Annotated in this window: 20 protein-coding genes and 1 pseudogene; 3 read left to right on the top strand and 18 right to left on the bottom strand. The window is 61.7% G+C overall.

The genetic code is table 11. The features are described 5' to 3' along the window. Positions 1-375: 375 nt before the first annotated feature. The 16 genes from ACVWZ4_RS21775 to ACVWZ4_RS21700 all read right to left on the bottom strand — a co-directional run bounded on the left by ACVWZ4_RS21775 (position 376) and on the right by ACVWZ4_RS21700 (position 19,272). Positions 376-537 (bottom strand): transposase, encoded by a 162-nt coding sequence (locus ACVWZ4_RS21775; RefSeq protein ID WP_456741155.1) that lies wholly within the window; start codon positions 535-537, stop codon positions 376-378. Between the two features lie 65 nt (positions 538-602). Beyond that, positions 603-1,619, bottom strand: a complete 1,017-nt coding sequence (locus ACVWZ4_RS21770; RefSeq protein ID WP_456741154.1) for a patatin-like phospholipase family protein — start codon at positions 1,617-1,619, stop codon at positions 603-605. Next, on the bottom strand, positions 1,619-2,017 hold the full coding sequence (locus ACVWZ4_RS21765; protein ID WP_456741153.1) for a hypothetical protein: 399 nt from the start codon (positions 2,015-2,017) through the stop codon (positions 1,619-1,621). Before ACVWZ4_RS21765 ends, ACVWZ4_RS21770 begins: the two co-directional genes overlap by 1 nt. Before the next feature lie 186 nt (positions 2,018-2,203). Continuing rightward, a complete protein-coding gene (locus ACVWZ4_RS21760) occupies positions 2,204-2,776 on the bottom strand; it encodes an adenylate kinase (protein WP_456741152.1) in 573 nt (190 codons plus the stop codon). A gap of 12 nt (positions 2,777-2,788) precedes the next feature. Continuing rightward, the gene (gene ppa, locus ACVWZ4_RS21755; protein ID WP_456704952.1) at positions 2,789-3,328 is read right to left on the bottom strand and encodes an inorganic diphosphatase; all 540 of its coding nucleotides are present in this window, start codon (positions 3,326-3,328) and stop codon (positions 2,789-2,791) included. Between the two features lie 13 nt (positions 3,329-3,341). Further along, positions 3,342-5,288: an acetate--CoA ligase gene (gene acs, locus ACVWZ4_RS21750; protein ID WP_456742251.1), complete on the bottom strand. Its 1,947-nt coding sequence runs from the start codon at positions 5,286-5,288 to the stop codon at positions 3,342-3,344. Between the two features lie 48 nt (positions 5,289-5,336). Further along, positions 5,337-6,254 (bottom strand): alpha/beta fold hydrolase, encoded by a 918-nt coding sequence (locus tag ACVWZ4_RS21745; protein WP_456790328.1) that lies wholly within the window; start codon positions 6,252-6,254, stop codon positions 5,337-5,339. 290 nt (positions 6,255-6,544) lie between these two features. Further along, a complete protein-coding gene (locus tag ACVWZ4_RS21740) occupies positions 6,545-8,497 on the bottom strand; it encodes an acyl CoA:acetate/3-ketoacid CoA transferase (RefSeq protein WP_456704954.1) in 1,953 nt (650 codons plus the stop codon). A 4-nt stretch (positions 8,498-8,501) separates the two neighbouring features. Beyond that, on the bottom strand, positions 8,502-9,590 hold the full coding sequence (gene phaC, locus ACVWZ4_RS21735; RefSeq protein WP_456741150.1) for a class III poly(R)-hydroxyalkanoic acid synthase subunit PhaC: 1,089 nt from the start codon (positions 9,588-9,590) through the stop codon (positions 8,502-8,504). After that, positions 9,587-10,237, bottom strand: coding sequence for a poly(R)-hydroxyalkanoic acid synthase subunit PhaE (locus ACVWZ4_RS21730; RefSeq protein ID WP_456704956.1), 651 nt, complete (start codon positions 10,235-10,237; stop codon positions 9,587-9,589). The genes phaC and ACVWZ4_RS21730 overlap by 4 nt, the downstream gene beginning before the upstream one ends. Next, complete coding sequence (locus tag ACVWZ4_RS21725; RefSeq protein WP_456705350.1) at positions 10,230-11,420, bottom strand: iron-containing alcohol dehydrogenase; 1,191 nt, start codon at positions 11,418-11,420, stop codon at positions 10,230-10,232. The genes ACVWZ4_RS21730 and ACVWZ4_RS21725 overlap by 8 nt, the downstream gene beginning before the upstream one ends. Before the next feature lie 95 nt (positions 11,421-11,515). Further along, complete coding sequence (locus ACVWZ4_RS21720; protein WP_456704957.1) at positions 11,516-13,168, bottom strand: acetolactate synthase large subunit; 1,653 nt, start codon at positions 13,166-13,168, stop codon at positions 11,516-11,518. A gap of 26 nt (positions 13,169-13,194) precedes the next feature. After that, positions 13,195-14,217: an isocitrate/isopropylmalate dehydrogenase family protein gene (locus ACVWZ4_RS21715; RefSeq protein ID WP_456704958.1), complete on the bottom strand. Its 1,023-nt coding sequence runs from the start codon at positions 14,215-14,217 to the stop codon at positions 13,195-13,197. Between the two features lie 33 nt (positions 14,218-14,250). Further along, complete coding sequence (gene acnA, locus ACVWZ4_RS21710; RefSeq protein WP_456741149.1) at positions 14,251-16,947, bottom strand: aconitate hydratase AcnA; 2,697 nt, start codon at positions 16,945-16,947, stop codon at positions 14,251-14,253. Positions 16,948-17,212: 265 nt separating this feature from the next. After that, positions 17,213-18,607: a sensor histidine kinase gene (locus ACVWZ4_RS21705; protein ID WP_456704960.1), complete on the bottom strand. Its 1,395-nt coding sequence runs from the start codon at positions 18,605-18,607 to the stop codon at positions 17,213-17,215. Further along, a complete protein-coding gene (locus ACVWZ4_RS21700) occupies positions 18,607-19,272 on the bottom strand; it encodes a response regulator (protein WP_456704961.1) in 666 nt (221 codons plus the stop codon). Before ACVWZ4_RS21700 ends, ACVWZ4_RS21705 begins: the two co-directional genes overlap by 1 nt. Before the next feature lie 351 nt (positions 19,273-19,623). Here ACVWZ4_RS21700 and tcuC point away from each other — a divergent pair, with 351 nt between their 5' ends. The 3 genes from tcuC to ACVWZ4_RS21685 all read left to right on the top strand — a co-directional run bounded on the left by tcuC (position 19,624) and on the right by ACVWZ4_RS21685 (position 22,978). Beyond that, positions 19,624-20,928, top strand: coding sequence for a tricarballylate/proton symporter TcuC (gene tcuC, locus ACVWZ4_RS21695; protein ID WP_456741147.1), 1,305 nt, complete (start codon positions 19,624-19,626; stop codon positions 20,926-20,928). 14 nt (positions 20,929-20,942) lie between these two features. Next, positions 20,943-21,758 (top strand): substrate-binding domain-containing protein, encoded by an 816-nt coding sequence (locus ACVWZ4_RS21690; RefSeq protein ID WP_456741146.1) that lies wholly within the window; start codon positions 20,943-20,945, stop codon positions 21,756-21,758. A 308-nt stretch (positions 21,759-22,066) separates the two neighbouring features. Further along, on the top strand, positions 22,067-22,978 hold the full coding sequence (locus ACVWZ4_RS21685; RefSeq protein ID WP_456704964.1) for an ABC transporter substrate-binding protein: 912 nt from the start codon (positions 22,067-22,069) through the stop codon (positions 22,976-22,978). A gap of 564 nt (positions 22,979-23,542) precedes the next feature. Here ACVWZ4_RS21685 and ACVWZ4_RS21680 read toward each other — a convergent pair. Together ACVWZ4_RS21680 and ACVWZ4_RS21675 are read right to left on the bottom strand one after the other, a co-directional pair. Then, positions 23,543-24,244 carry an SDR family NAD(P)-dependent oxidoreductase gene (locus ACVWZ4_RS21680; RefSeq protein ID WP_456741145.1) on the bottom strand — a complete coding sequence of 234 codons (702 nt, stop codon included), beginning with the start codon at positions 24,242-24,244 and terminating at the stop codon, positions 23,543-23,545. 301 nt (positions 24,245-24,545) lie between these two features. Then, positions 24,546-25,374: pseudogene (locus ACVWZ4_RS21675) on the bottom strand (enoyl-CoA hydratase-related protein). Positions 25,375-25,454 lie beyond the last annotated feature (80 nt).

Here is a 25,454-nt window from a genome sequence, read left to right as displayed (position 1 = left end):
CAGGGCATTCGGCTAGGCATCGCGACCATCCTTGCGCTCCTAGCGGTGGGCCGCCCCGGACCGTCGGTCCTTGAGCTTTTTGCTGGCCTAATCTGCATCCTGGGTGCCGGCCTCATGGTGGCACAGGCGGTCTCGCTTGGTTGACTCGCAGGTCTGCTCGAGACACCCACCGGGATCACGTTACGAACCTTGTCAGCGAGCGTTGGTGGTTGCGCCTCCACGATCAAGAACATGGGAGCGTCGGTTCCGTACTACAGCATCGCGGAAGTCCGAGCTCACAAAATCTTCGTTGACGCAGAGACAGGCGCGGACAACATCGCCGCCGCTTTGAGAGACACTGACTGGCCGGATCGGCCGCGAACGGCAGATCGGGCTCTACCTCTCTCGGCGTAGCGCAAGACCAACCCAAGCCAAGGAGTCTCGTCCCGATCGAGAGGCCTTGGGATCAGCAATGCTGGCGACCAGGGCTGTTGCCAGCGCCGGCCCGACGCCGGGATCGCGTCCAGCCGTTTGCTCGCCGCGCTTGATCGATGCCACTGTGGAGCACCAAATTCCTGGTGACAATTTGGGATTGCTTGCATTGCCGCACGAATCTAAGCGCGCTACAAGTATCTGCCGTGAATGTCGATGGTCGAACGCACACCGATATGGCAATAATTTGCGGCTAACCACTCCTCAGCGCAGGTACGGCCCACGTCGCGCAGATAGGTGAGAAACTCCCAGTCTGCATTAAACTTGGAGGCGACGCCCAGATCTTTCATGAACGATTCCGCCTCTATGGCATGAATCAGCATCGTCTTTATCTCGTCGCGCAGCGCGCCTCTGCTGACGAGCTTGTTGGCGAAGGCAATTGCTCGCATCTCGCGCATCAGCGACGAATTGAAGCTAATTTCGTTCAATCGATTTAGTATATCGCTCGCCGTGCGAGGAATTTCCCCACGCACAATTGGATTGATGTGAATAACAATGACGTCTGTGGATTGGCAGCCATAGATCAACGGGAAGATTGCTGGGTTACCCATGTAACCGCCATCCCAATAGGCTTCGCCATCGATTTCAATAGACTGAAAGAGCTGCGGAAGGCACCCGGAAGCGAGAACGGCCGAGACGGTGAGTTCATGGTTCTCAAAGATCTTCACCTTTCCAGTGCGGACGTTTGTCGCACAAAGGAACAGCTTGACGATATTCTCCCTGCGCAGCCGGTCGAAATCGATGGTCTTCTCGAGCACGTCCCGCAACGGGTTGTAGTTCAACGGGTTAAACTGATAAGGTGACAACAGTCGTGTCATCATGTCGAAGAACATGAAGGCCGGCGATCTCTCGATCGAACGATTTTGCGACAGACGATCGAAAATGGACGGCTGCAGCGGTCCCCAGGCCGCAGCCTCGCTGATGCGGCGCCAATACTCGGCGAGAGCGAGTTTTGCGCCTTCGCGGCCGCCTATCGTCAGGCCGTACGCCATGACCGTTCCGTTCATGGCGCCAGCGCTGGTAGCGCAGATCCCCTCAAACGATATCCGCTCATCTTCGAGCAGGCGATCCAAAACGCCCCAGGTGAAGGCGCCATGCGCACCGCCCCCCTGTAAAGCAAGGTTGACCGTCTTGCTTGCTATACCCATCAGCGCTCACCGACCACGCTGTGCGCCACCGCTGCGGCGCCTAGCAGCGGAATGAACTCGCGGCGTTTCACTGTGCAGTCCCTCCACTTCTTGCGAGTGAGGATATCACACGGCGATACGGCAGGAGGCGGCCCGGTGCGAGATTTCGGGTCGGGGGTATGACCGCTGTGGGTCATCAGCGTCGACTGGGCCGCCTTGCCGGCATTTTCCGCGACGACGGGGACCAGCTCATGGACGTCGTCGAAACGTAAATTGTTGCCAAGACGGTCTTGAAGTGATCCGCGCGGTGCGACGTCAATATTTCGGGCGGGGATCAACGCGCGAGGAATGCAAGTCGTCGGGAAGATCCATGCGAACCTCGCGACGATCACGACCGCGACAATCGCCTCGGCTGACACGAGATCATGCTGAACCACCCCATAACCATGCCGCAGGAGAACGTGGACAGCACTCCGGAGACGCCGATCTTCTCCGCTACGAAAAACCAACGAGCGGGGATCTGCGGCCGCGCTGCCGGTTGCGTCTCGGCGGTCCGAGAGCATAGGGCGTTAGAGTTGAATCAGGGGAGGCCCCACCGCCTTTGTTCAATTAAGGGCTTCGAGGAGCGCCGCTGTGACACGGTCGACTGGTAACGAGGCATCTACCGTTCTCAACAATCCCTTGGCACCATAGTAGTCGGTCAGAGGCTTGGTTTGATTGGCATAGGCCAGCAGTCGAGCGCCGAGCGCCTCCTCATTGTCGTCTGCTCGCACTGCTTCTCCGTTGGCACGGGCCTGCCTCGCCCGTCCAAGTATTCGGTCCAGCAGTTGGCGCTCGTCGACCTTGAGTTCCAGCACGCAGTTCAACATGTGGCCATTGAGCATTTCGTCGAGGCTCTCCGCTTGGACCACGGTGCGCGGAAAGCCGTCCAGGATGAAACCCCTCTCCGCATCCGGCTGCGCAACGCGTTCGGCGATCACCTCGAGCACCAGTGCATCAGGCACGAGATCGCCCCGCTCCATGATCTGTGCCGCCTCTCGCCCGATCGCGCTTCCTTCAGCTACTGCCGCACGCAGCATATCGCCGGTCGAAAGCTGGGGAATCGCGAGGATCTGCGAAAGCTTGAGCGCCTGCGTCCCCTTTCCGGCGCCGGGAGGTCCCAATAGGACAAGCCTCATTCCAGTACTCCCTCAGCGCGATTTTCGGATCGCGGCGCGCGAGATCGCCGTCTCGATCAATTTGCGAGCTTCGTCCGCATCTCCCCACCCTGCAAGTCGCACCCACTTGCCGGGTTCAAGGTCCTTGTAATGAAGGAAGAAGTGCTCGATCTGCTTCCAGGTGATTTCGGGCAGATCGGTGTACGTCTGCACGTTTTGGTAGCGTTGGGTGAGCCGGGCCGACGGCACCGCGATGATCTTCTCATCGCCCCCGCCGTCATCTTCCATTCTCAATACTCCGACAGGGCGCACGTTGATCACGGCTCCCGGAACGATCGGGCGGGTATTGGCGACGAGCACATCGATCGGGTCACCGTCTTCGGAAAGCGTACGCGGTACGAAGCCATAATTGCCGGGGTAACGGGTCGGCGTGTAGAGGAATCGGTCGACCACAAGCGCGCCAGAACGCTGGTCGAGTTCGTACTTGATCGGCTCTCCCCCGAGAGGCACCTCAACGACAACGTTGATATCATCAGGTGGGTTGTGACCGATGGCAATCGCATCGATGTTCATCTACCGCCCTCTCCTAATCCGACTTCTTGTTCTGCCGGTTCTTCACGAGATCATCGACCACGGCGGGATCGGCGAGCGTCGAGGTGTCCCCTAAGCTGCCCGGTTCGTCCTCGGCGATCTTGCGCAGGATGCGGCGCATGATCTTGCCGGAACGGGTCTTGGGCAGGCCTGGCGCGAACTGGATCTGGTCGGGCGAGGCGATCGGGCCGATCTCCTTGCGGACCCAGGTCACGAGCTCCTTGCGCAGCTCCTCGGTCGGTTCGATGCCGGCCATCAGGGTGACATAGGCGTAGATGCCCTGGCCCTTGATGTCGTGCGGGAAGCCGACCACGGCGGCCTCCGACACCTTCTCATGCGCCACCAGCGCGCTCTCGACCTCCGCCGTGCCCATGCGGTGGCCGGAGACGTTGATGACGTCGTCGACGCGGCCGGTGATCCAGTAATAGCCGTCGGCGTCGCGCCGGCAGCCGTCGCCGGTGAAGTACTTGCCCTTGTAAGTCGAGAAATAGGTCTGCTCGAAGCGGGCATGGTCGCCGTAGACGGTGCGCATCTGGCCCGGCCATGAGCGGGTCAGGCAGAGATTGCCCGTGGTCTTACCCTCCAGCACCTTGCCGTCGGCATCGACGATTTCAGGCACCACGCCGAAGAACGGCTGCGTCGCCGAACCCGGCTTGAGCCTGGTCGCGCCCGGCAGCGGCGTGATGAGAATGCCGCCGGTCTCGGTCTGCCACCAGGTATCGACGATCGGGCACCTGTTGTCACCGACGACGCGGTGATACCACTCCCAGGCCTCGGGGTTGATGGGCTCGCCGACCGAGCCGAGCAGGCGGAGCGAGGCACGCGAGGTCTTCTTCACGGGCTCGTCGCCGCCCTGCATCAGCGCGCGGATCGCAGTCGGAGCGGTGTAGAAGATATTGACCTTGTGCTTGTCGATGACGTTCCAGAACCTGGAATTGTCGGGGTAATTCGGCACGCCCTCGAACATCAGCGTGGTCGCGCCGTTGGCCAGCGGTCCATAGAGAATGTAGCTGTGGCCGGTGACCCAGCCGACGTCGGCGGTGCACCAGTAGATGTCGCCATCGTGATAGTCGAACACGTATTGGTGCGTCATCGCGGCGAACACGAGATAGCCGGCCGAGGTGTGCAGCACGCCCTTGGGTTGGCCGGTCGAGCCCGAGGTATAGAGGATGAACAGCGGATCCTCGGCATGCATGTGCTCGACCGGGCATTCCGTCGTCACCATCGCCGCGGCCTCGTGATACCAGAGGTCGCGGGTCGGGTTCATGTCGATCTTGCCGCCGGTGCGCTTGACGACGACGACCCAGTCGACGCCCTCGGATTTTGCGAGGGCCGCGTCGACACTGGCCTTCAGCGGCACCTTCTTGCCGCCGCGCAGGCCCTCGTCAGCGGTGATGACGACCTTGGACTGGCAGTCGTTGATGCGCTGGGCGAGCGAATCCGGCGAGAAGCCCGCGAACACCACCGAGTGGATGGCGCCGATCCGCGCGCAGGCCAGCATCGCGTAGGCCGCTTCCGGGATCATCGGCAGATAGATGGTGACGCGGTCGCCCTTCTTCACATTGCGGGTGCGCAGGATGTTGGCCATCCGGCAGACCTCGTCGTGCAGTTCCTTGTAGGTGATGTGCCTGGACTGCGAGGGATCGTCGCCTTCCCAGATGATCGCGGTCTGGTTGGCGCGCTTGTGCAGATGCCGGTCGATGCAATTGTGAGCGACATTGAGGATGCCATCCTCGAACCACTTGATCGAGATGTTGCCCGGCGCGAAGGAGACGTTCTCGATCTTGGTCGGCGCGTGCATCCAGTCGATGCGCCTGGCCTGCTCGGCCCAGAACGCGTTGGGGTCCGCGACCGAGCGGGCATACATGTCCTTGTATTTGGCCTGATCGACCCAGGCGCGCTTGGCCCATTCCGCGGGGACGTCGTAGATCTTCTCGGACATATCTCCGACCGGGCTATCCATCGTGTCCTCCTCTACACAGTCGTTCCATCACGCCTGAAGAAACTGAGCGACCACATCAATCTGTTCGCGAACCATCAGCGGCGGCACGTGGCCACAATCATCGAACTGAAAAACACTGGCTAATCGGTTGCGCTTTTGCATCTCGACCGCGAGGTCGAATGACAGCAAATCGGAGTGAGCGCCGCGTAACACGAGCACGGGCACCCTGATTGCCTCCCAATAGGTCCAGAGATTGAGCGGCTGAAACCAGGGCAACCGAAAGCCCTTCGCAATCTTGGGATCGCATAACAGCGCGTATCCCTGTCGGACGTCGTCCCAACGGACGCTGTGCATCGTGAGATGGCGCCAATGCTCGTCGAGCAGTTCACCATAAGGTGCCAGCACGGTTCGAAAGTACGCCTCAGCATCTTCAATCGTCGCGAACAGGGCCGGCATCTTGCCGATGTATTGGCCGATTCGCTGAAGCCCCGTCGACGAAACGAACGGGCCGATATCGTTGATGACGAGCTTGCGAACGATGCTGCCGGAGAACCCGGCCATGATCATGCCGATCAACCCGCCGAGCGAAGTTCCGACCCACTCAATCTCGGTGACGCCAAGACGCGCAATCAGCGCGTTCATGTCGGCGCAATATTGCGGAAGCGCATAATGATCGGGATCGCCGATCCAGCCGCTGCGCCCGCGTCCCGGCAGATCCGGGCAGATCACCCGCCTTCCGGCAGCCACCAACTGTTCTGCCAGATGGTCGAAATCCCGCCCCTGCCGTGTGAGTCCATGCACGCAAACGACCGGCCTGTCGTCCTCGAGAGGCCCCCAATCGGTATAGGCCAGTTGGTGAAAGCCGAAGGGCGAGAGGCCGAGTACAACGCCTTCGCGATCCGGCTGCCCGGATTTCGGCGATCCACCCGCCCTATCCCCTATCAGGCCCCCAGCGGCTTCAAACATGTCGTCCTCACGCCCTTGATCGGTAGCTCCATGCCCTGCAACCCGACACGGCCATGGCGTTCTCGCCTACTTCTTGCCGTCGCCCTGCAGGAACGCGCGCACCCTTTCGAAGTCCTCCGTCACCCGCTGCCTCACGACGTTGAAGACCTCGGTGTTCGACTTGAGCGTCATTTCAGCAAGCTCGCGTGCGTTCGCAATTGCCGTTTGGGGTTCTCAGCGAAATTCGCAAACTGCTCCTTCATGGCTCTCGCCGCGGCTTCGATATCCTGGCTCATGATCAGCTCCTTCGGTTAGATGCTGGCTTCTTCCTTGCGTAATCCGCGCGCGAAGGCTTGTGCCTCTGCGCGGGTTTCGAAGATGTGCGGGGCGACGTGTCGCTCGGCTAGGCCCTCTCCGAGCTTAAGACGCATGAATGCGCTGGTGGTGTAGCGCGACGCCGAACTGTAGTAGCGCTGCTCCAGATAAGCGATCATCGAGAAATAGGTATCGCTGACAGATGGCTCCAGATGAAAGCCGTCATAGTTGGCGACGAGCGCTACCGGCTTGCCGACGGCACGACAGGCGCGCTCGACCTCGCGGCGAACCAAGTCGACGTCCTCGACCGTCCGGACGTCGAAGCCTTCAAAGTTGACGAACAGAGTATTGCGCTCGGCATCGTAGCCAATCCGGTCAGCCAGACTTCGGCCGAGCAGCATGTGATCCAGCCCCATCGGCCCATCGCGGAAGATGCGTGCATCCATAGGCTTGACGTTGCGGATCAGCGGCTCGAACTCCATGTGCGCGAGGATGTCGCGGCCGACATCGATGCCGGGCGCCACCTCGATCAGTTCCACACCCGCAGGGGTCCGCTGCAGCACGCAACGCTCAGTGACATAGAACACCGGCTGGCCGGTGGCGACCGCATGATCGCCGCTGAACGTGATCTGCTCGACCGCGGAAACGAACTTCTTAGTCGTACCTTCGCGCAGTATGTGCAGTGCGCCGTCCTCAACCGCGACCTTCAATCCGCCGCTGGTGAACGTGCCCGCAAAGACCAGCTTCTTGGAGCTCTGGGAGATATTGATGAAGCCGCCGGCACCCGCCAGCCGTGGACCGAAGCGGCTGACATTGACGTTTCCAGCGCTATCCGCCTGCGCCATGCCGAGGCAGGCGAGATCGAGCCCGCCGCCGTCGTAAAAATCGAACTGCTGGTTCTGGTGGATCACCGCATCCGGATTGAGCGCGGTGCCGAAATTGAGCCCGCCCTGCGGCATGCCGCCGATGATACCGGGCTCGGCCGTCAGCGTCAGGAACTTCAGCATGTGCTCTTCGGCGGCGACGGCCGCGACGCCCTCGGGCATGCCGATGCCGAGATTGACGACGCCGCCCGGCGGCAACTCAAACGCACAGCGCCGCGCGATGATCTTGCGTTCGTCGAGCTCGAGCGGCTTGACGCGGTCCATCGGTACGCGCTGGCGGCCGGAGAAGGCGTGGCTATAGACCGCGCCATAGGTCTGGACGTGATTGGTGGGATCGGCGACGACGACGCAATCGACCAGGATGCCGGGAATCTGCACTTCCCGCGGATTGAGCGAATTGCTGGCCGCGATGCGTTCGACCTGCACGATGACGAAGCCACGCGAATTCTTCGCCGCCATCGCCATCGCCAGATTGTCCAGCGTCAGCGCCTCGCGCTCCATGGTGATGTTGCCGGCGGGATCGGCGGTCGTGCCGCGCAACAGCGCGACGTTGATCGGAAACGATTTGTAACGCAGCCACTCCTCGTCGTTAATCCGCATCAACTCGACAAGATCTTCCGTCGTGCTCTCGTTGAGCTTGCCACCCTGCAAACGGGGATCGACGAAGGTCTTGAGGCCGACCTTGGAGATCACGCCGGGGCCGCGCGCGGCGATATTGCGATAGAGGTGCGCGATGCAGCCGAGCGGCAGATTATAGGCCTCGATGCGGTTGGCGAGCGCGAGCTCGCCGAGCTTGGGCACCAGTGCCCAGTGGCCGCCGACCACGCGCTTCAACAGGCCGTCATGGGCGAGCCGGTTGAGGCCGCGGTCTCCGGCATCGCCGGGCGCGGCCGCGAACATCAGCGTCAGGTCTGCGGGATGTCGGGTTTCGCGATAGCGCTTCTCCAGCGCGATCAGGAGTTCGTCGGGCGTGCCGATGCCGACGAAACCGGATGTACAGACCGTATCGCGATCCCTGATGATGGCGACCGCCTCGTCGGCTGAAACGATCTTGTCCTTGTTCATCGCGCTAGTCCCTCGCGGAAAGCCACTCCGAGATCCCCTTGCTCAGCGAGCCCTGCGACTTGCTCGATACGAACAGGCCGACATGGCCGCCGGGCAGCTCGATCTCCGAGTAATCCTTGGTCCCGAGATGCGCGCCGAGCGCTCGCGAGCAGGTCGGCGGAATGATGTGGTCATTGACGGCGAAGACGTTGAGCACCGGCGCGATGAGCTTGGAGAGATCGACGCGCCGTCCCGACAGCTCGAACTCGCCCTTCACGAGCTTGTTGTCCTGATAGAGATCCTTCAGCCACTGCTTGGCAGCTTCGCCCGGATGAGCGGGCCGGTCGGCAAGCCATTTCTCCATGCGCAGGAAATTCATCAGCTTGGCTTCGTCGTCGATGACGTCGATCAGGTCGATGTTGTACTTGGTGAGCGAGCGCATCGGCGTCATCAGGGAGAACACCGAGCTCATGAACTCGCCGGGTAGGCCGCCATAGACGTCGACCAAGCGGTCGATGTCGGCGCGATCGAGACTGCGCGTCCAGACATTCAGGAAGCCGTGATGGGTGTCGGGATCGTCACGATCGGCATGGAAGTCGATCGGCGTGATCGTCAGCACGAGGCCCTTGACCCTGTCCGGATTGAGCGCGGCGTAGCAGGTGGTGAAGACGCCGCCCTCGCAGATGCCGAGCAGCGTGATCTTGTCGTGACCGGTCTCGCGACAGATGCGCTCGACGGCGGCATGGATGTAGTCGTCGACATAATCGTCGATCGTCAGCCAGCGCTCGCTGCGGTTCGGCTGCCCCCAATCGACCAGCCAGAGATCGAGCCCCTGCCGCAACAGACTGCGGACGAGGGAGCGGTCCTCCTGAAGGTCCGCCATGGTGTAGCGGCCGATCAAACCGTAGGCGAGCAGAACCGGCGTCCTCACCTTCTGCTCGGTCAAGGGCGTGTAGCGAAACAGCTCGACCTTATCGCGGCGCATCACCAGCGTCTTCGGCGTCGCGCCGACATCGACGTCTTCGTCCTTGATGGCGGACAGCAGCTTGCCGGCCTTGAGCAGCTTGTCGCTCATCTCGGCGAATCCGTCGCTTTTCGGTGCCTGCGGGCTCATGCTTTGCCTCCGGCGATCCGTCGCTCCAGCGCGCGGACCTCGCGCCTTAGCTCGGTGATCTGGCGGGTCAGATCGTCGAAATCGCGCTGCGTCGGCATGCCCAGCACGGCGGCGACTGTGTCCGATATCTCCGTTTGCCGGGCCTTGAACTCGGTTGCGGCCTGCAACAATTGCTTCTGCGCGACCAGAAACTCTTCCGAGCGCTGGTTGGCGATCAGCTCCTCATTGGCGAGATCGTTCCAGGCACCGAGCTGCTCGCGCCAATTGGGGCTGTCGCCCGACTGCGGCATCTTCATCTTGTATTGCTGCGCCGTGCGCATCCAGGGCTTTGAGGCGACGAGCTGATACGCCGCAAGCTTGCTTTGCAGTTCGCCCCAGGCCGCCGTCAAGTTCGCCAGCTTCCGATCGAAATCGAGGACATCGGCGAGGCGCGGTCCCTTGGCCATGCGTTCGATCGCCTCGGCGAGGTCGTTGCCGGGGCCGACGCCGAACCCGCTCTCGGCTGCGCGCTTCATGATGAAAGGCAGCATCGAGCCCGACCAGTTCTCGCTGACACCGGCGGCTGCGCTTGCCATGGCGCGCCAGGAGTCCATCCACTGCGCGGCGAGCCGGCCGAACGGATTTGCGGCGGGCCCCTCCTCAACCATGGGAAGCCTGCACATAACGATTGCTGCCGTCACCGAACGCCGCGCTGTAGATCGCGTAGGCATCGTCCAGCGTCAGTTCGCGCGGGTTGTTGACGAGGAGGCGCGTCTGTTTCATCGCGTCCTCGGCAAGCTTCTTCAGATCGTCCCGGCCGATCCCGACCGCAGCGAGCGAGGCCGGCACCCGACAATCGCGGCCGATCGCCGTCATTTCGTCGATGAAAGCCCGCGCCTTCTCAGGCACGCTGCCGCTCAGGCCCGGCTTCACGATTTCGGCAAGCTCGGCGTAAAGCGCCTCCGCCGCGGTCAGGTTGAACTCGAGCACGTGACGCAACACGAGGGCATTCGACAGACCGTGCGGTACGTGGAAGATCGCTCCGATCGGGTAGGCCAGCGCGTGAACGGCGGCGACCGGCGCATTGGCAAAGGCCATGCCGGCGAGCATCGAGCCGAGCAGCATCTCCGAACGGGCTTCGAGATCCTTCCCATTCTCGCAAACACGCCGCACATTGGCCGACAGCAATGCCAACGCCTGGCGGGCGAGCTGGTCGGACATCGGGTTCTTCTTGACCTTGCTGGTGTAGGCCTCGATCGCGTGCACCATGGCATCGATACCGGTCGCCGCAGTCACTGGCGCCGGCAGACCGAGCGTCAGCTCGGGATCGAGGATTGCCCAATCCGGGATCAGGACCGGCGAGACGACCCCTTTCTTCTCCGTGGTTGGCGTCGTGACGATCGCGATCGGGGTCACCTCGGAGCCGGTCCCGGCCGTCGTCGGCACCAGCAGCAGCGGCAGGCGTTTTCCTTTCGCGAGACCCACGCCGTAGATGTCGTCCAGACGGTCCGGCGTCTTGGCGAGATAGGCGACGAGCTTTGCGGTGTCGAGAGCACTGCCGCCGCCGATCGAGAGCACGAGCTCGATCCGGCCGGCCCGACACGCGTCCGCAGCCGCTTCCACGATATGGGATGGCGGGTCGGCGACCACCTCATCGAATATGCTGAGCTCGATGCCGGCTGCTCCCAACGAGGCCTCCGCATCCCCGGTCAACCCCGCGCCCCGCACGCCCTTGTCGGTCACCAGCATCACGCGCCGGGCGCCGTAGCTCGCCACGAGTTCATTGATCTTCCGCGAAGCGCCGGGCTCGAACATGATGCTCGACGGCGCCTGGAAGGTGAATTTCCCGATCATGTTCGTGCTCCTTCTTGTCTCGCGCGCGTACGGGGTATTCGTTCGTAGCAGCTACGCGGAGCGCAACGTCCACGCATCAGCGCCCCGCCGCATCAGCTCGGTTCGCTACCAAGCTTGCGATTGCGCAGCTCGTCGACGAGGACCTTCGTGTTCTCCGAATAGTCGATCGCGACATCGACGAGATGCACGCCGCCGCCCTTGAACGCGGCCTCAAGCGTCGGCAACAACGCATCGACGGAGGTGACGCGCGAGCCCTTCGCGCCATAGGACTCCGCGTAGCGTACGAAGTCCGGATTACCGAAGGTGAGACCGAAGTCGGGGAAGGCATCCACGGCCTGCTTCCAGCGGATCATGCCGTAAGCGCCATCATTGAGGATCAGCACCACGAGATTCAGCTTGAGCCGGACGGCCGTCTCCAGCTCCTGGCTGTTCATCATGAAGCCGCCGTCGCCGCAGATCGCCATGACGCGGCGGTCCGGATAGAGCATCGCCGCCATCATCGCCGATGGCAGGCCGGCGCCCATCGTGGCGAGGGCGTTGTCAAGCAGCAATGTGTTGGCGACATAGGTCCGGTAATTGCGAGCGAACCAGATCTTGTACATGCCGTTGTCGAGCGCAACGATGCCGTTCTCCGGAATCACTTTTCGGACATCATGCACCAGTCGCTGCGGCGTCACCGGCCAGCGGCTTTCGGTGTCGCGATCGGCGATGCGGCCGAGAATGCCGTCGCGCAGCGGCAGCAGCGCCCTGGCGTTGTGGAGCTTGCCCTCGAGCCGATCCGCCAGCAGCTCGAGGCTGGGGCCGACGTCGCCGACCACCTCGGCATGCGGGAAGTAAACCTGCTCGACGGTCGCAGGCGTGTAGCTGACGTGGATGACTTGCGGCCCCTTGGGACCCATGATGAAGGGCGGCTTCTCGACCGTGTCGTGGCCGATGGCGATGATCAGATCGGCCTGGTCGATCGCCTCGTGCACATAGTCGCGCTCCGACAGTGCCGCGGTGCCCATATAGAGGTTGGTGCCGCCGGGAACGGTGCCCTTGCCCATTTGTGTCGTGAAGAACGGAATGCCCGTGCGCCGCACGAAGCCGGCAATGCCGAAGGTCGAGCGCGGACGGCTCGCGGCCGCCGCGAGCATGATCAGTGGACGCTTCGCCGCCAGGATCATCTCAGCGGCCCGGTCGAGCGCCGCACGATGTGCGACGGGGATCTCGATCGGATGAATCGGCACCATCGGCACCGGCTCGACCTCGTCGCCGGCGATGTCTTCGGGCAGCTCCAGCAGGACGGGACCCGGCCGCTCCTCCATCGCGACGCGGAAGGCGTCACGCACCAGCGTTGGGATGCTGGACGCGCTGACGATCTGCCGCGAGAGCTTGGTGAGCGGTTTCATTGACGCAATGACGTCCACGATCTGGAAGCGCGCCTGGCGGCTGCTCATGATCGCCTTCTGTCCCGTGAGCAGCACCATCGGCATCGCGCCGAGATGGGCGTAGGCCGCCCCGGTCGAGAAGTTTAGCGCGCCCGGCCCAAGCGTGGAGATGCAGACGCCGGGCCGGCCCGTGAGCCGTCCATGCGTCGCCGCCATGAACGCGGCGGCCTGCTCGTGGCGCGTCAGCACCAGCTCGATCTTCGAGTTGCGCAGCGACTCGACGACGTCGAGATTTTCCTCGCCGGGAACACCGAAGACCCGGTCGACGCCCTCATGCTCCAATGCCGCGACCAACAGGTCAGAGCCCTTCACCATGTCTTTCTCCTTTATGTCTGTCGGCGTCAGGCCAGCCGCTTGATCACGGCGCCGGCGAAGTCCGAAGTCGACACTTTGCCGCCAAGATCCGCCGTCCGCACATTGTCGACCTGCAAGGTCTGCTCGATTGCGCTTCGCAGCTTGGTCGCGAGATCGTCCCGGTCGACATGCTTGAGCATGAGGCCGGCGGCGAGCAACAGCGCGAGCGGATTGGCGATGCCCTTGCCGGCGATATCAGGTGCCGACCCGTGCACCGCCTCGAAGATCGCGGCCTTCTCCCCGATGTTGGCGCCAGGCGCCATGCCGAGACCACCGACCAGGCCGGACATCTGGTCGGACAGGATGTCGCCGAACAGATTGGTGGTGACGATGACGTCGAACTGCCACGGGTTCATTACCAGCTGCATGGCACAGGCATCGACGATGCGATCGTCCATCGCGATCCGCCCTTCGTATTCCTTGGCGATTTCGCGGCCGGCCTGGAGAAACAAGCCGGTCAGGGCCTTCAGCACATTGGCCTTGTGAACGACCGTAACCTTTTTGCGGCCGTGTGCGACGGCATATTCAAACGCGAAGCGGACGATACGGCGTGCTTCCGCATGGGTGTTGACGCCCGAAGAGATCGCGACCGCGTGCGGATCGTCGCCCACCTGGATGAAGTGCTCGAATGCGACGTAGAGACCCTCGATGTTTTCGCGGATCAGGACGAGGTCGATGTCCTCGTAGCGCCCGCCGGGCACCATGGTCTTGACCGGGCGCAAATTGGCATAGAGGCCGAACTCTTCGCGCAGGCGCACGTTGACCGAGCGGAAACCACCACCGACCGGCGTCGTCAGCGGACCTTTCAGCGCGAGCTTGGTGCGGCGGATGCTGTCGATCAGCGCGCCGGGCAAGGGGTCGCCCGCGCTCTGGATTCCGGCCATGCCGCCCTGCTGAAGGTCCCACTCGAAAGGCGCGCCGAGCGTATCCAGAATGCGGGTCACCGCAGCCGTGATCTCGGGACCGATGCCGTCGCCAGGTATCAAGGTCGCCGGAATTTTTCCTGACATGTTCGTTTCCCCGTGTTGATCGTGTCCTTGGGATCACGCCGCAAGCTGGCGCAGCACGTAAGGCAGGATGCCACCGTGTTTGTAGTAGTTGAGCTCGTCGAGCGTATCGATGCGGCAGGTCAGCGGGACCTGCTTCACGGTTCCGTCTGCCATCGTGATGTCGATGGTGACGCGCTGACCTGGCGTGATGTCGGCAATGCCCTTGATCCAAACCTGCTCGGCGCCGGTAAGGCCGAGGCTCTTCCAGGAGGTACCCTCGTCAAAGACGAAAGGCAGGATTCCCATGCCGACCAGATTGGAGCGGTGAATGCGCTCGAAGCTCTGCGCGACGACGGCGCGGACGCCAAGCAGCTTGGTGCCCTTGGCGGCCCAGTCGCGCGAAGAGCCGTTGCCGTATTCGACGCCGGCGAACACGACCAAAGGCACATTGTCGTGCTGGTAGCGCATCGCGGCGTCGAAGATCGACATCCGGTCGCCGGAGGGCTGATGTACCGCCCAGCCGCCTTCCGGGGTGACGCCACCCTCGCCCTTCACGGCGAAATTCTTGATGCGGATGTTGGCGAAGGTACCGCGGACCATCACGTCATGATTGCCACGCCGCGTGCCGTACTGGTTGAAATCCTCTTGCCGGACCTGCATGCCGCGCAGAAATTCTCCGGCCGGCGACGACGCCTTGATCGAGCCCGCAGGCGAGATGTGATCGGTCGTGATCTTGTCGCCGAACAGCCCGAGAATGCGTGCGCCAGCAATATCTCGGGTCGGCGGCGGCTTCATCGTAATGCCCTCGAAATAGGGCGGGTTCTGAACGTAGGTGGAGGACATGTTCCAGCGATAGGTCAGCGCTGTCGTGACCTCGACCGCCTTCCAGTTCGCATCGCCCTCGAAGACCTCTGCATATTTGCTCTCGAACAGTCGGCGCGTAATGTTGTCCCGGATGAACTGCTGAATCTCGCCATTCGAAGGCCAGATGTCCTTCAGGAAAACGGGAGCGCCATCCGACTCGATACCCAGCGGCTCGTTGACCAGGTCGACCTGAAGCGAACCGGCCAGAGCATAGGCAACAACGAGGGGCGGCGAGGCCAGATAGTTGGCCTGCACGTCGGGCGAGACGCGGCCTTCGAAATTGCGGTTGCCGGACAAGACGGCCGCGCCGATTACGCCATTGTCGTTGATCGACTTCGAGATGTCCTTCGGCAGCGGACCGGAGTTGCCGATGCAGGTCGTACATCCGAAGCCCACCAGATAAAACCCGAGTGCGTCGAGGTCCTTCTGCAGACCCGATTTTTCGAGATACTCCGCCACGACCTGCGAGCCGGGGGCGAGCGAGGTTTTGACCCAGGGCTTGACCGTGAGCCCCTTGCGCACCGCATTGCGCGCCAACAGGCCTGCGCCGATCAGCACCGAGGGGTTCGAGGTGTTGGTGCAGGAGGTGATCGCGGCAATCACGACATGGCCGTGGCCGAGCTTGAACTCCTTACCCTCGACCGCGAATTGCTTTGCGGCTTGGTCTTGCTTGCCATATTCGCTTTCGAGCGCGGTGAGGAAGTTGCTCTTGGCAACAGAAAGGCCGAGACGCCCCTCGGGCCGCTTCGGTCCGGCGAGCGACGGAACGACCTCATCGAGATTGAGCTCCAGCGTATCGGTGAAGACCGGGTCCGCCATATCAGGTGTCCGGAACAGGCCCTGCGCCTTCGTATAGGCCTCAACCAGCGCAATGCGATCGCTGGCGCGACCCGAGAGATTGAGATAGTTCAACGTCTCCTGGTCGACCGGGAAGAAGCCGCAGGTCGCGCCGTATTCTGGCGCCATGTTGGAGATGGTCGCGCGGTCCGCAAGCGTCAGGTGGTCAAGACCCGAGCCGTAGAACTCGACGAACTTGCCGATGACGCCCTTCTTGCGCAGCATCTGGGTGACGGTGAGCACGAGGTCGGTCGCCAGCACGCCCTCGCGCAGCTTGCCGATGAGCTTGAAACCGATCACTTCCGGCACCAGCATGGACAGAGGCTGCCCGAGCATTGCTGCCTCCGCCTCGATCCCACCGACGCCCCAGCCAAGCACCGCAAGACCATTCGCCATGGTGGTATGGCTGTCGGTGCCGACCAGCGTATCGGGATACGCAAAGGTTTTGCCGTTGCGCTCGCTCGTCCAGACCGTTTGCGCCAGATATTCGAGGTTGACCTGATGGCAAATGCCGGTGCCAGGCGGCACTACGCGGAAATTGGCGAACGCGCCCTGACCCCATTTCAGGAAGTTGTAGCGTTCGCCATTCTGCTCGTATTCTCTGGCAACATTGTCGTGCAGGGCCTGCGGGTTGCCGAAATGATCGACCACGACGGAATGATCGATCACCAGATCGACCGGAACCAGCGGATTGATTTTTGCCGGATCGCCGCCGAGCTTCTGCATGCCGTCCCGCATGGCCGCGAGATCGACCAGGGCCGGCACACCGGTGAAGTCCTGCATCAGAACACGGGCCGGACGAAAGCCGATCTCCGCTGCCGCTGATCCGCGGTCGTCGGTCCACTTCGCCAGAGCTTCGATGTTGGCGCTCGTCACGGACTGGCCATCCTCGGAACGCAGCAGGTTCTCCAACAGGATCTTCAGAGAAAAAGGCAGCCGCGAAATGCCTGCGAGACCGTTTTTCTCGGCTTCGGGCAACGAAAAATAGGCATACCTCCGTCCGTGGACGTCGAGGGTACGCTGACATCTAAAGCTGTCCAATGCCGTCATGATCACCTCCCATCATCCGCACGCCGCCCGGCCCAAGAAGCCGGAGGCTCTACCTACGGAGGAAGGGGTATCTGCGAATGCGCTTACCGTTCTGAGCCGGTAAAGCCATGACTTCCTCCCACTTTTTTAAAGCGTGATGGCTGCGCTGTCCGCTGAGGGGCCAGCATCAACCCTGCACTGTTAGGGAGCAGGATAGAGGCGGTTACCTGTCAACAACCTGTCGCGGCTGCCAAGGCAAAGACATTGGGTCTGGCCATTCGCAACGTCACGTGAGGCGGAATCTCATCGTGACACGGAGGCCACTACGGTGCTTACCCTCGCCAAGCTCGATCGAGCCGCCCATCCGATCGAGCAACACGCGAACGATCGCGAGTCCCAAACCACTTCCGTCGGGCGCATCCGGACGGGCAATTCTGTAGAACCGCTCGAATACCTTCTGCCGCTCGGCCGGCGGGATTCCGGGGCCGTCGTCTTCGATGTCAACTATGCCGGCGTCGCCGTCCTTGGACAGTCTCGCGATCACCACCGCGCCGGCTGGCCCGTACCGGATCGCATTATCGATCACGTTGCCAAATATCTCGTCGACCAGAAGCTCGTTGGCTTCGACGAACATTTCGTCCTGCTCCACCTCCAGTTGGAGCTCGATGTTGCGAGCCGCCGCAGCTTGCGCTCGCAGAGCGAGGGCTTGCTTCGCCTTCGTCACGAGCGAAATTCTCTCGGCAGGCGATCTGACCAATGCGTCCTCGTCGGCTCGAGCAAGCGTCAGCAATTGCGAAATCATCCGATCCAGGCGGACGACCTGGGCGTCCACCTCCATGACCATCTCGGTCATTTCGCTCGAGCCGGCCAGACGACGCTTGAGGAGATCCAGATGCGTTCTCAGCGCCGCGAGAGGTGTTCGCATCTGGTGTGACGCATCGGCGGTAAACTGGCGCAAGATCTGGGTCGCGAAGCTGACGCGGTCGAGCAATTCGTTGATCGCCTGCGCGGGCGCGAGCGCCTCCTTCGGCACAGTGTGCAGATCGAGCGGCTGGAAATCTTTTGATCCGCCGATTCCACGGCGATCGATCTGCCGCTTCAATTGGGCAAGCGGCCCGAGCCCGCGTTCGACCGCGATCCATGTGAGCAAGGCGATGACGGCGAGGAGCACCATCTCGGCCAAGGCAAGTTCGCGGATCATTTCGCGCCAGAGCTGGTCTCGTGCGTGTTTAGTCTCGGCCACGGCAACCAAGACAGGTTTAGCGATCCCATATACATGTCGTGATCCGGCCGCTATGCGGACGGCATTGCCGCGATAGCGGTCATCCCAAAACATCGGCTGTTCCGGCTCAAGTGCCGCACTCTTGGGCATAGGCAGATCGTTGTATCCGGTGACCGTCTGGTCATCTACGCTCACCTTGTAAAAAATACTGTCGTCAGACTGCGTCTCGAGCATGCCCAGCGCCACTCGCGGCAGATCGACAGTAACCTCTCCGTCCTCCACGGCCAGACGCTCGGCGATCGCCAGCAGCGAGCCTTTCAGCAATCGGTCGTGCGTGACCTCCACCACATGGGAGATGACCAGGCTGCCGCCTACCGCCACAGCAATTGCAAGGCATGAAACAGGAACCAGAAGGCCGAGGAGAAACCGGGTTTTGAGGGACGGCTGACGTCTTGCCATCAGCGCCCTTCCAGGAGATATCCGAGCCCACGCATGGTGCGTATCGTAGGTCCATCAGGACCGAGTTTCTGGCGAAGACGGGCGATATAAAGCTCCAAGACGTTCGGGCCAACCGGCTCGTCAAAGCCGAACACCTCCGCGATAAGACGATCTTTCGGCACCAGCTTGCCGTGGTGAAGTATCAATATCTTGAGAACCGCCATCTCCCGCCGGCGCAAGTCGAGCGGCTTGCCATCGAGCGTTGCACGTCCCATCGCTGGATCAATCACGAGGGATCCGCAGGTCAAAAGTGGATCCGTGCGACCTTGACCGCGCCTGACCAGCGCGCGAACACGCGCTTCGAACTCCGACAGATCGAACGGCTTACGAACGTAATCGTCCGCCCCAAGATCCAGTCCCTTGACCTTGTCTGCGGTGGCATCGCGTGCCGTCAAGATCATGATCGGAACCTTCGAGCCGCTGGCGCGGACCTGACGTAGAACCTCAAAACCCGAGCTATTGGGCAAGCCGAGATCGAGGACCACAAGACTGTAAGGTTCGGAAATGGCGATTGAAGCCGCTTCGGCGCCATTCGGTTCGTGATCGACCGCAAAGCCCATCGACTTGAGCGAGGCCGAAAGCCCCCGGACAAGTGCCATATCGTCTTCAACGATCAGGATTCTCACGGCGCCTCCCCCGCCACTGAATTCCAGGCTCCGGCGCTTTTTATTTGCACCTTGCCAGACCTCTATCACAGAGCAGTCGCGATGGCATCTCCATCTTTGCAAACATTCTTCCTCGTTCGGTAAACCCGCATAAGCGCTGCCTGCGCGGTCCTGACGCGCCGCGTCGCCTGGCCGCGACAGGTTGACGACAGCTCATCTGTCTACGCTGTCTCATCGCTTTCGCTGCAGCAGCTCCGAACCAACTGCGCTTTTCGACTGCGCCGGATCAGACGATCCCAACGCAAAGCGCGATCGATGCGCAACACAAGAACCCGTAATCGGGTCAAACAACGCGAACCACGGGAGGATAACATGACGACATCCGAGCACTCGAAGATCGGAATGGTGCTGCGCGTCACCAGTGGCAACTTCCTGGAGATGTTCGACTTCTTTCTTTCTGGGGTATTCGCCTCCTACATCGCCAAGGCGTTCTTTCCGCTGGAAAGTCAGTACGCATCCCTCCTCTTGACGTTTGTCGCTTTCGGAGCCGGCTTCTTGATGCGTCCGCTCGGGGCCATCTTCTTAGGGGCATACGTCGACCGGATCGGACGTCGAAAGGGCTTGATCGTGACGCTCTCGATCATGGCTTGCGGAACCGTGCTGATCGCATTCGTCCCAAGCTACGCGACCATTGGCATCGCGGCTCCCCTTCTCGTGCTGATCGGAAGGCTGCTCCAGGGCTTCTCGGCGGGAGTCGAACTGGGCGGTGTTTCCGTCTATCTCTCCGAAATGGCGACGCCTGGCCACAAAGGGTTCTATGCCAGTTGGCAATCGGCGAGCCAGCAGGTCGCAATCATCGTGTCTGCCGCATTCGGCTTCGCGCTCAATGCCTGGCTTTCTCCGCAGCAGGTCGACGACTGGGGATGGCGCGTTCCGTTTTTTGTCGGCTGCATGATCGTGCCCTTTGTGTTCTTCATCCGGCGTTCGCTGCAGGAGACGGAGGAGTTTCTCGCGCGCAAGCATCATCCGACTGTCGGTCAGATCTACCGCTCGATCCTCGCAAACTGGGCGATCGTTCTGTGCGGCATGATGATGGTGATTATGACGACCGTTTCGTTCTACCTCATCACCGTCTACACACCCACCTTCGGAAAGTCTGTCCTAAAGCTCTCTGCCACCGACAGTCTGCTCGTGACAATCTGCGTCGGCATTTCGAACTTCTTCTGGCTTCCGGTGATGGGTGCCTGGTCCGACAAGATCGGCCGCAAGCCGATCCTCGTGGCCTTCTCGTTGCTTGGCCTCGTCTCGGCCTATCCCGCTCTCTCTTGGCTCGCCGCTGAGCCGACTTTCGGCAAGATGCTGGCCGTCGAACTTTGGTTGTCGTTCATTTATGCAAGCTACAATGGCGCGATGATCGTCGCGCTGACGGAAGTTATGCCGGTCGGCGTGCGCACGTCGGGCTTCTCGCTTGCCTACAGCCTTGCGACGACATTTGGAGGCTTTACGGCGGCCATCTGCACCTGGCTGATTGCGGTGACCGGCGACAACGCTGCCCCCGGCTGGTGGATGAGCGCCGCGGCGGCATGTGGCCTTGTTGGGACCCTGTTGGTCTATAGAACGCAGGCGGTTGCGACGGCCTCGGAAGTGTCCGCCGGCTTGAACACCGTCGGGACCTGAGGAAGGGACCCGCCATGAATGAACAGCCCCAACGTAGCCTGGTACGTCCCATTCGTCCGGTTTGGCTCGCTGCAGTAGCAGTACTGGTTGCCGCTCTGTGCGCGCCAGAGGTCGAGGCGGCGGAAGTCCGAGTCATGATTTCAGGCGGCCTCAGCGCCGCCTACAAGGAACTCGTCCCGCAATTCGAAAGGGCGACTGGCAATACCGTCCTCACATCTTACGGGCCTTCGATGGGAAACACCGAGAATGCGATCCCCATTCGTCTGGGGCGCGGCGAACCTGCCGACGTTCTGATCATGGTGGGTGATGCGCTCGGTGTCATGATCTCCAAGAGATTTGCCGATGCTGACAGCCGTGTCGACCTGGTGCGCTCCCCGATCGGCATGGTCGTTCGCGCGGGCGCTGCGAAGCCCGACATCTCGACCCCGGAGGCCCTCAAGGCAACCCTCCTCGGTGCCAAGTCGGTGGCCTATTCCGACAGTGCGAGCGGTGTCTACGTGGGGACAGAGCTGTTCAAGAAGCTTGGCATCGCCTCGGAGATGGAAGGCAAGGCCAGAATGATCCCGGCAGAGCCCGTTGCCGCCGTGGTGGCCCGCGGTGACGCCGAACTCGGCTTTCAGCAAATCAGCGAGGTGCTGCCGATCCCAGGCGCCGACTTGGTTGGACCGCTGCCACCAGAACTCCAAAAGATCACGATCTTCTCGGCTGCCCTCACCCAGGACGGCAAGGCACGCGAGCAGGGTAAGGCACTCATCGACTTCCTTGCTTCACCGGCTGCGGCGCCCGCACTCATAAAATCCGGCATGGAGCCAATCGCACCCACCCGATAGAAATCTCCGGGATACCGAATTGGCCCGAGCTTTTCTTCCCGCGCGGGCCTCCTCTATACTGTCTGCTTTAGACGTCGGCCGGCGGACCTAGTTAAGAAACCCGCCTCATCCGGCAGATCGAGGCAGTTCCGATGCTGGGGAGCAGGTTACATTTTTTAGCTATAAGCGTCCTGTGCGCCCTCGCGGCCACACCGACGAGCAGCCAAGAGGACCAGGTTCGCACCGATCCACTTGACCGAGACCGACTGTCGGCGGGCTCCGGGACGGAGGGTGCGATACGCATCATCTCGACATCGGATACCATCGAAGTGAAAGGCCTGCTCGGCGAGTGGCATCGCTTGCATCCCAATATTCGCGTCGATTACATCCATCAGAGCTCTCTGGAGATTTACGAGGAGGTCGTCAAATGCCGCGAGCGCGGTCAATGCGCCGACATCGCGTGGAGTTCGGCGATGGACCTGCAAGTCAAGCTCGTGAACGACGGCTATGCGCAACTGTTCTCGCCGACCGACTCCGATCGAATTCCCGATTGGGCAATTTGGAGGAAGCAGGCCTTCGGAATTACCGCTGAGCCGATCGCTCTCGTCTACAACAAGCAGCTAGTCCCGCCGGAGGATGTTCCGCGCACACGAGCCGATCTGCTGAAGCTGTTGAGCGCGAAGCGCAGTATCTATCAGGGCAAAGTAGCCACCTACGATGCTGAGCTGAGCGGTACGGGATTTCTCTTCTTCAGTAACGACGTCCAAATCACGCCGAACACATGGAACCTGATCCGCAGCCTCGGACAGGCCGGCGTTCGGCTTTACACGTTCAGTCACACGATCCTCGATCGGGTCGCGAGCGGAGAGCATCTGCTGGCCTACAACATGATCGCTTCATACGCGCTCGAAAGGGCGAAGGAGGATCCATCGATCGGTGTGACTCTATTCACCGATTATACCGCGTTGATTACGCGGATTGCGATTTTACCGAAAAACGCGCCAAATCCGGCACAGGCTGCACTCTTCATGGACTTCCTGCTCTCCCGGAACGGTCAGGAGCAGTTAGCAGCGCGCTCCTTCGGGACGGTACGCTCCGATCTCCCAACCGGCCTTAGGGCAACCGTGAGCGAGGACACGCTACGTCCTATCCGCGTGGGACCAGACCTTCTGGCGAATCTCGACCAATCCAAACGGAAAGCCTTCTTCCGCGAATGGCGCCGCGCCCTGGATGGACGGTAACCTCCCAAAGCTTCCGTTGGTCTAAGAGACGACCCTCCGATCGAAGCCGTCGTTCAAGCGCCTCAGATCAGGAGGCGAGGCGTAAGCAGCGCTCGTCCTGGTCGGACGTCGAAAACGTCAAACCAAACGTCCCGTTCTGATGCCCATTCGCTGCAAGCACCTGAATTTGCTTGGTGGGCGCACCAGGGCTCGAACCTGGGACCCGCTGATTAAGAGTCAGCCCTGGGTCGAGGACAATCAATGGCTTACTGGTCGCACCGCCGGGCCTAACCGGCCGATAATGGGCATTCGTCGCACGACCATAGTCGTTGCGCTGCCTGATATCTGAACACACGCCGCAACATCACGAAATTCGCTGAAGGAGGCCCCTTTCTGATCTCGGCTTGAGCAAGCGTCGACGCCATTAGTACGACGATACTCCGGCGGCCTCGCCGGGGCTCTGGATCGCAACTTACTAGACTGGAACGCCAATGACTTAGCCGCTCCGTCTTGCAGATGTGTTACCTCGGACATTCGAGTTCACGAACGAACTCACAGCCTGCAGCAATCGGCGACACACCTCGACTACCAGCTTTCTCCGAACGGTCGGAGTTCAACATTGAACGACCAGGCGCTGCGGTCCTGGTGGGCGACGTGCCAGATCTCGCTCGCGATCGCCTGCGGCTTGATGAAGAAATCATCCGGCCGCTCAGGCCACCGCTTTCGCGTCCACTCAAGGTCGATCACGGCATCGATCACGACATAGGCGACGTGGATTCCCTGCGGTCCCAGATCGCGGGCCATGGACTCTGCCAGGATCCGCTGCGCCGCCTTGGTCGGCGCGAAACCGGCAAAGCCGGCCTTGCCGCGCAACGCCGAGGTATTGCCGGTGGCAACGATGGCGCCCGCTCCGGCCGCGATCATCGCCGGGGCCAATCGCCGAGCCAGATATAACAGCCCCATCGTGTTGACCTGAAAATTGCGGTTGAGGATCGCCGGATCGATCTCCCGAAACGTGCCGAACGCACCGCCGACGGCGTTGTGGATGACGACCGCGGGATGGCCAAGATCGCGCTCCACAGCCGATGCCACCGCATCCACCTGCGCGGGGTCCGAGACATCGCAGCGAAATCCCTTCGCGCCCGGCAATTGCGCTTCGAGCGCCGCAAGGCGCTCCTCATTGCGAGCGAGCAGCGCCACGCGATAACCACCTTCGGCGAACTTCCTGGCAAGAGCCGAGCCTGTACCGGGGCCGACACCCGAGATCAGGCAAACTGGCGCGGTCATGCGATCAGACCTCCCTGTTGGGGCCGGCGGCCTTCATGCCGGGGCTCTGGACAGCAGCTTCTGGACATAGGGTGCGAGATCAGGACGAAAGTGCTCATGCTCGATGAGCCGGTCGAAATGAGCAAAGGATATTCGCTGCGGGCGCCAGCGTGCACGACCTTGTCGAGACCCAGCGCGGTCAATTGTTCAGCCCGCACATGCTCGTTCATGAACAGCGCAAGTTCGTGCAAAGCAGATACCGGCACAACCGATCCTTCCGATTCGAATCGCCAGCAACTGAGTCGGGATAACATGACGAAACCTACCGCCCAGCAAATACCGGTTTGCGCTTCTCGATAAAGGCGCGCACCGCCTCCTTGTGGTCGGCCGTCCGCGACGACCGGACCATATTCGCGGCTTCTTGATCCATTGAATCCGGAAAATCCGCCCGCAAGGCGTGATCAAGGTTGTCCTTGATGTGGGCCAGCGCGATCGACGGCCCTTCCGCCCAGCGACGTCGCGAGCGCAAACGCTGCCTCGCGCAATTCAGAATCGGGCACCACCCGGTTGACGAGACCCAGCGTCTCGCAACGACGCGCGTCGATCCGTTCCGACAGGAACAGCAGCTCCCGCGCCCGCGATGTCCCGACTAGCCGGGTCAGCATCCATGCGATGCCGTAATCCCCGGTCAACCCGATCCGGGCGTATCCCGTGGACATGATCGCGGATTCCGCGGCAACGCGGATATCGCAGGCAAGCGCAAGCGCCATCCCGGCGCCGGCCGCTGGTCCCGGCAGTGCTGCGATCGTCGGCTTCCTCACCGCCACCAGTGCGCCGGTCAAGGTGCGCTGCTTGGTGCGCAGATCGGCGACGCGCTCCTCGAACGGCGTTTCGGCCTTGCTGGAATTGCCACCCATCCCTTTGACATCGCCGCCGGCGCAAAAAGCCGTGCCCGCGCCCGTGATCAGCAGCGCGCCGACTCCTGGATCATCGCCGCATTGTTTGATCATCCGCCGCAATGCCGGCGTGAGATGATCAGAGAGCGCATTGCGTGCCTCGGGGCGGTTGAGCGTGATGAGCGCGACCCGATCGCGGATTTCACACAACAATTCGCTTGTTCCCGTGTCGATTTCGACCCGACTTTCTGCCATCTCAACCACTCCTGTTCTATTCCACCGAAGTCGCGATCTTCCACGTCGCCATCGACCGTGCATGGACTATGTCGAGCAAT

It is taken from the genome of Bradyrhizobium sp. USDA 4472 (genome assembly GCF_054058595.1).
Note: the sequence above shows the minus strand (reverse complement) of the source record. Positions and strands in the feature narration are given on the sequence as shown.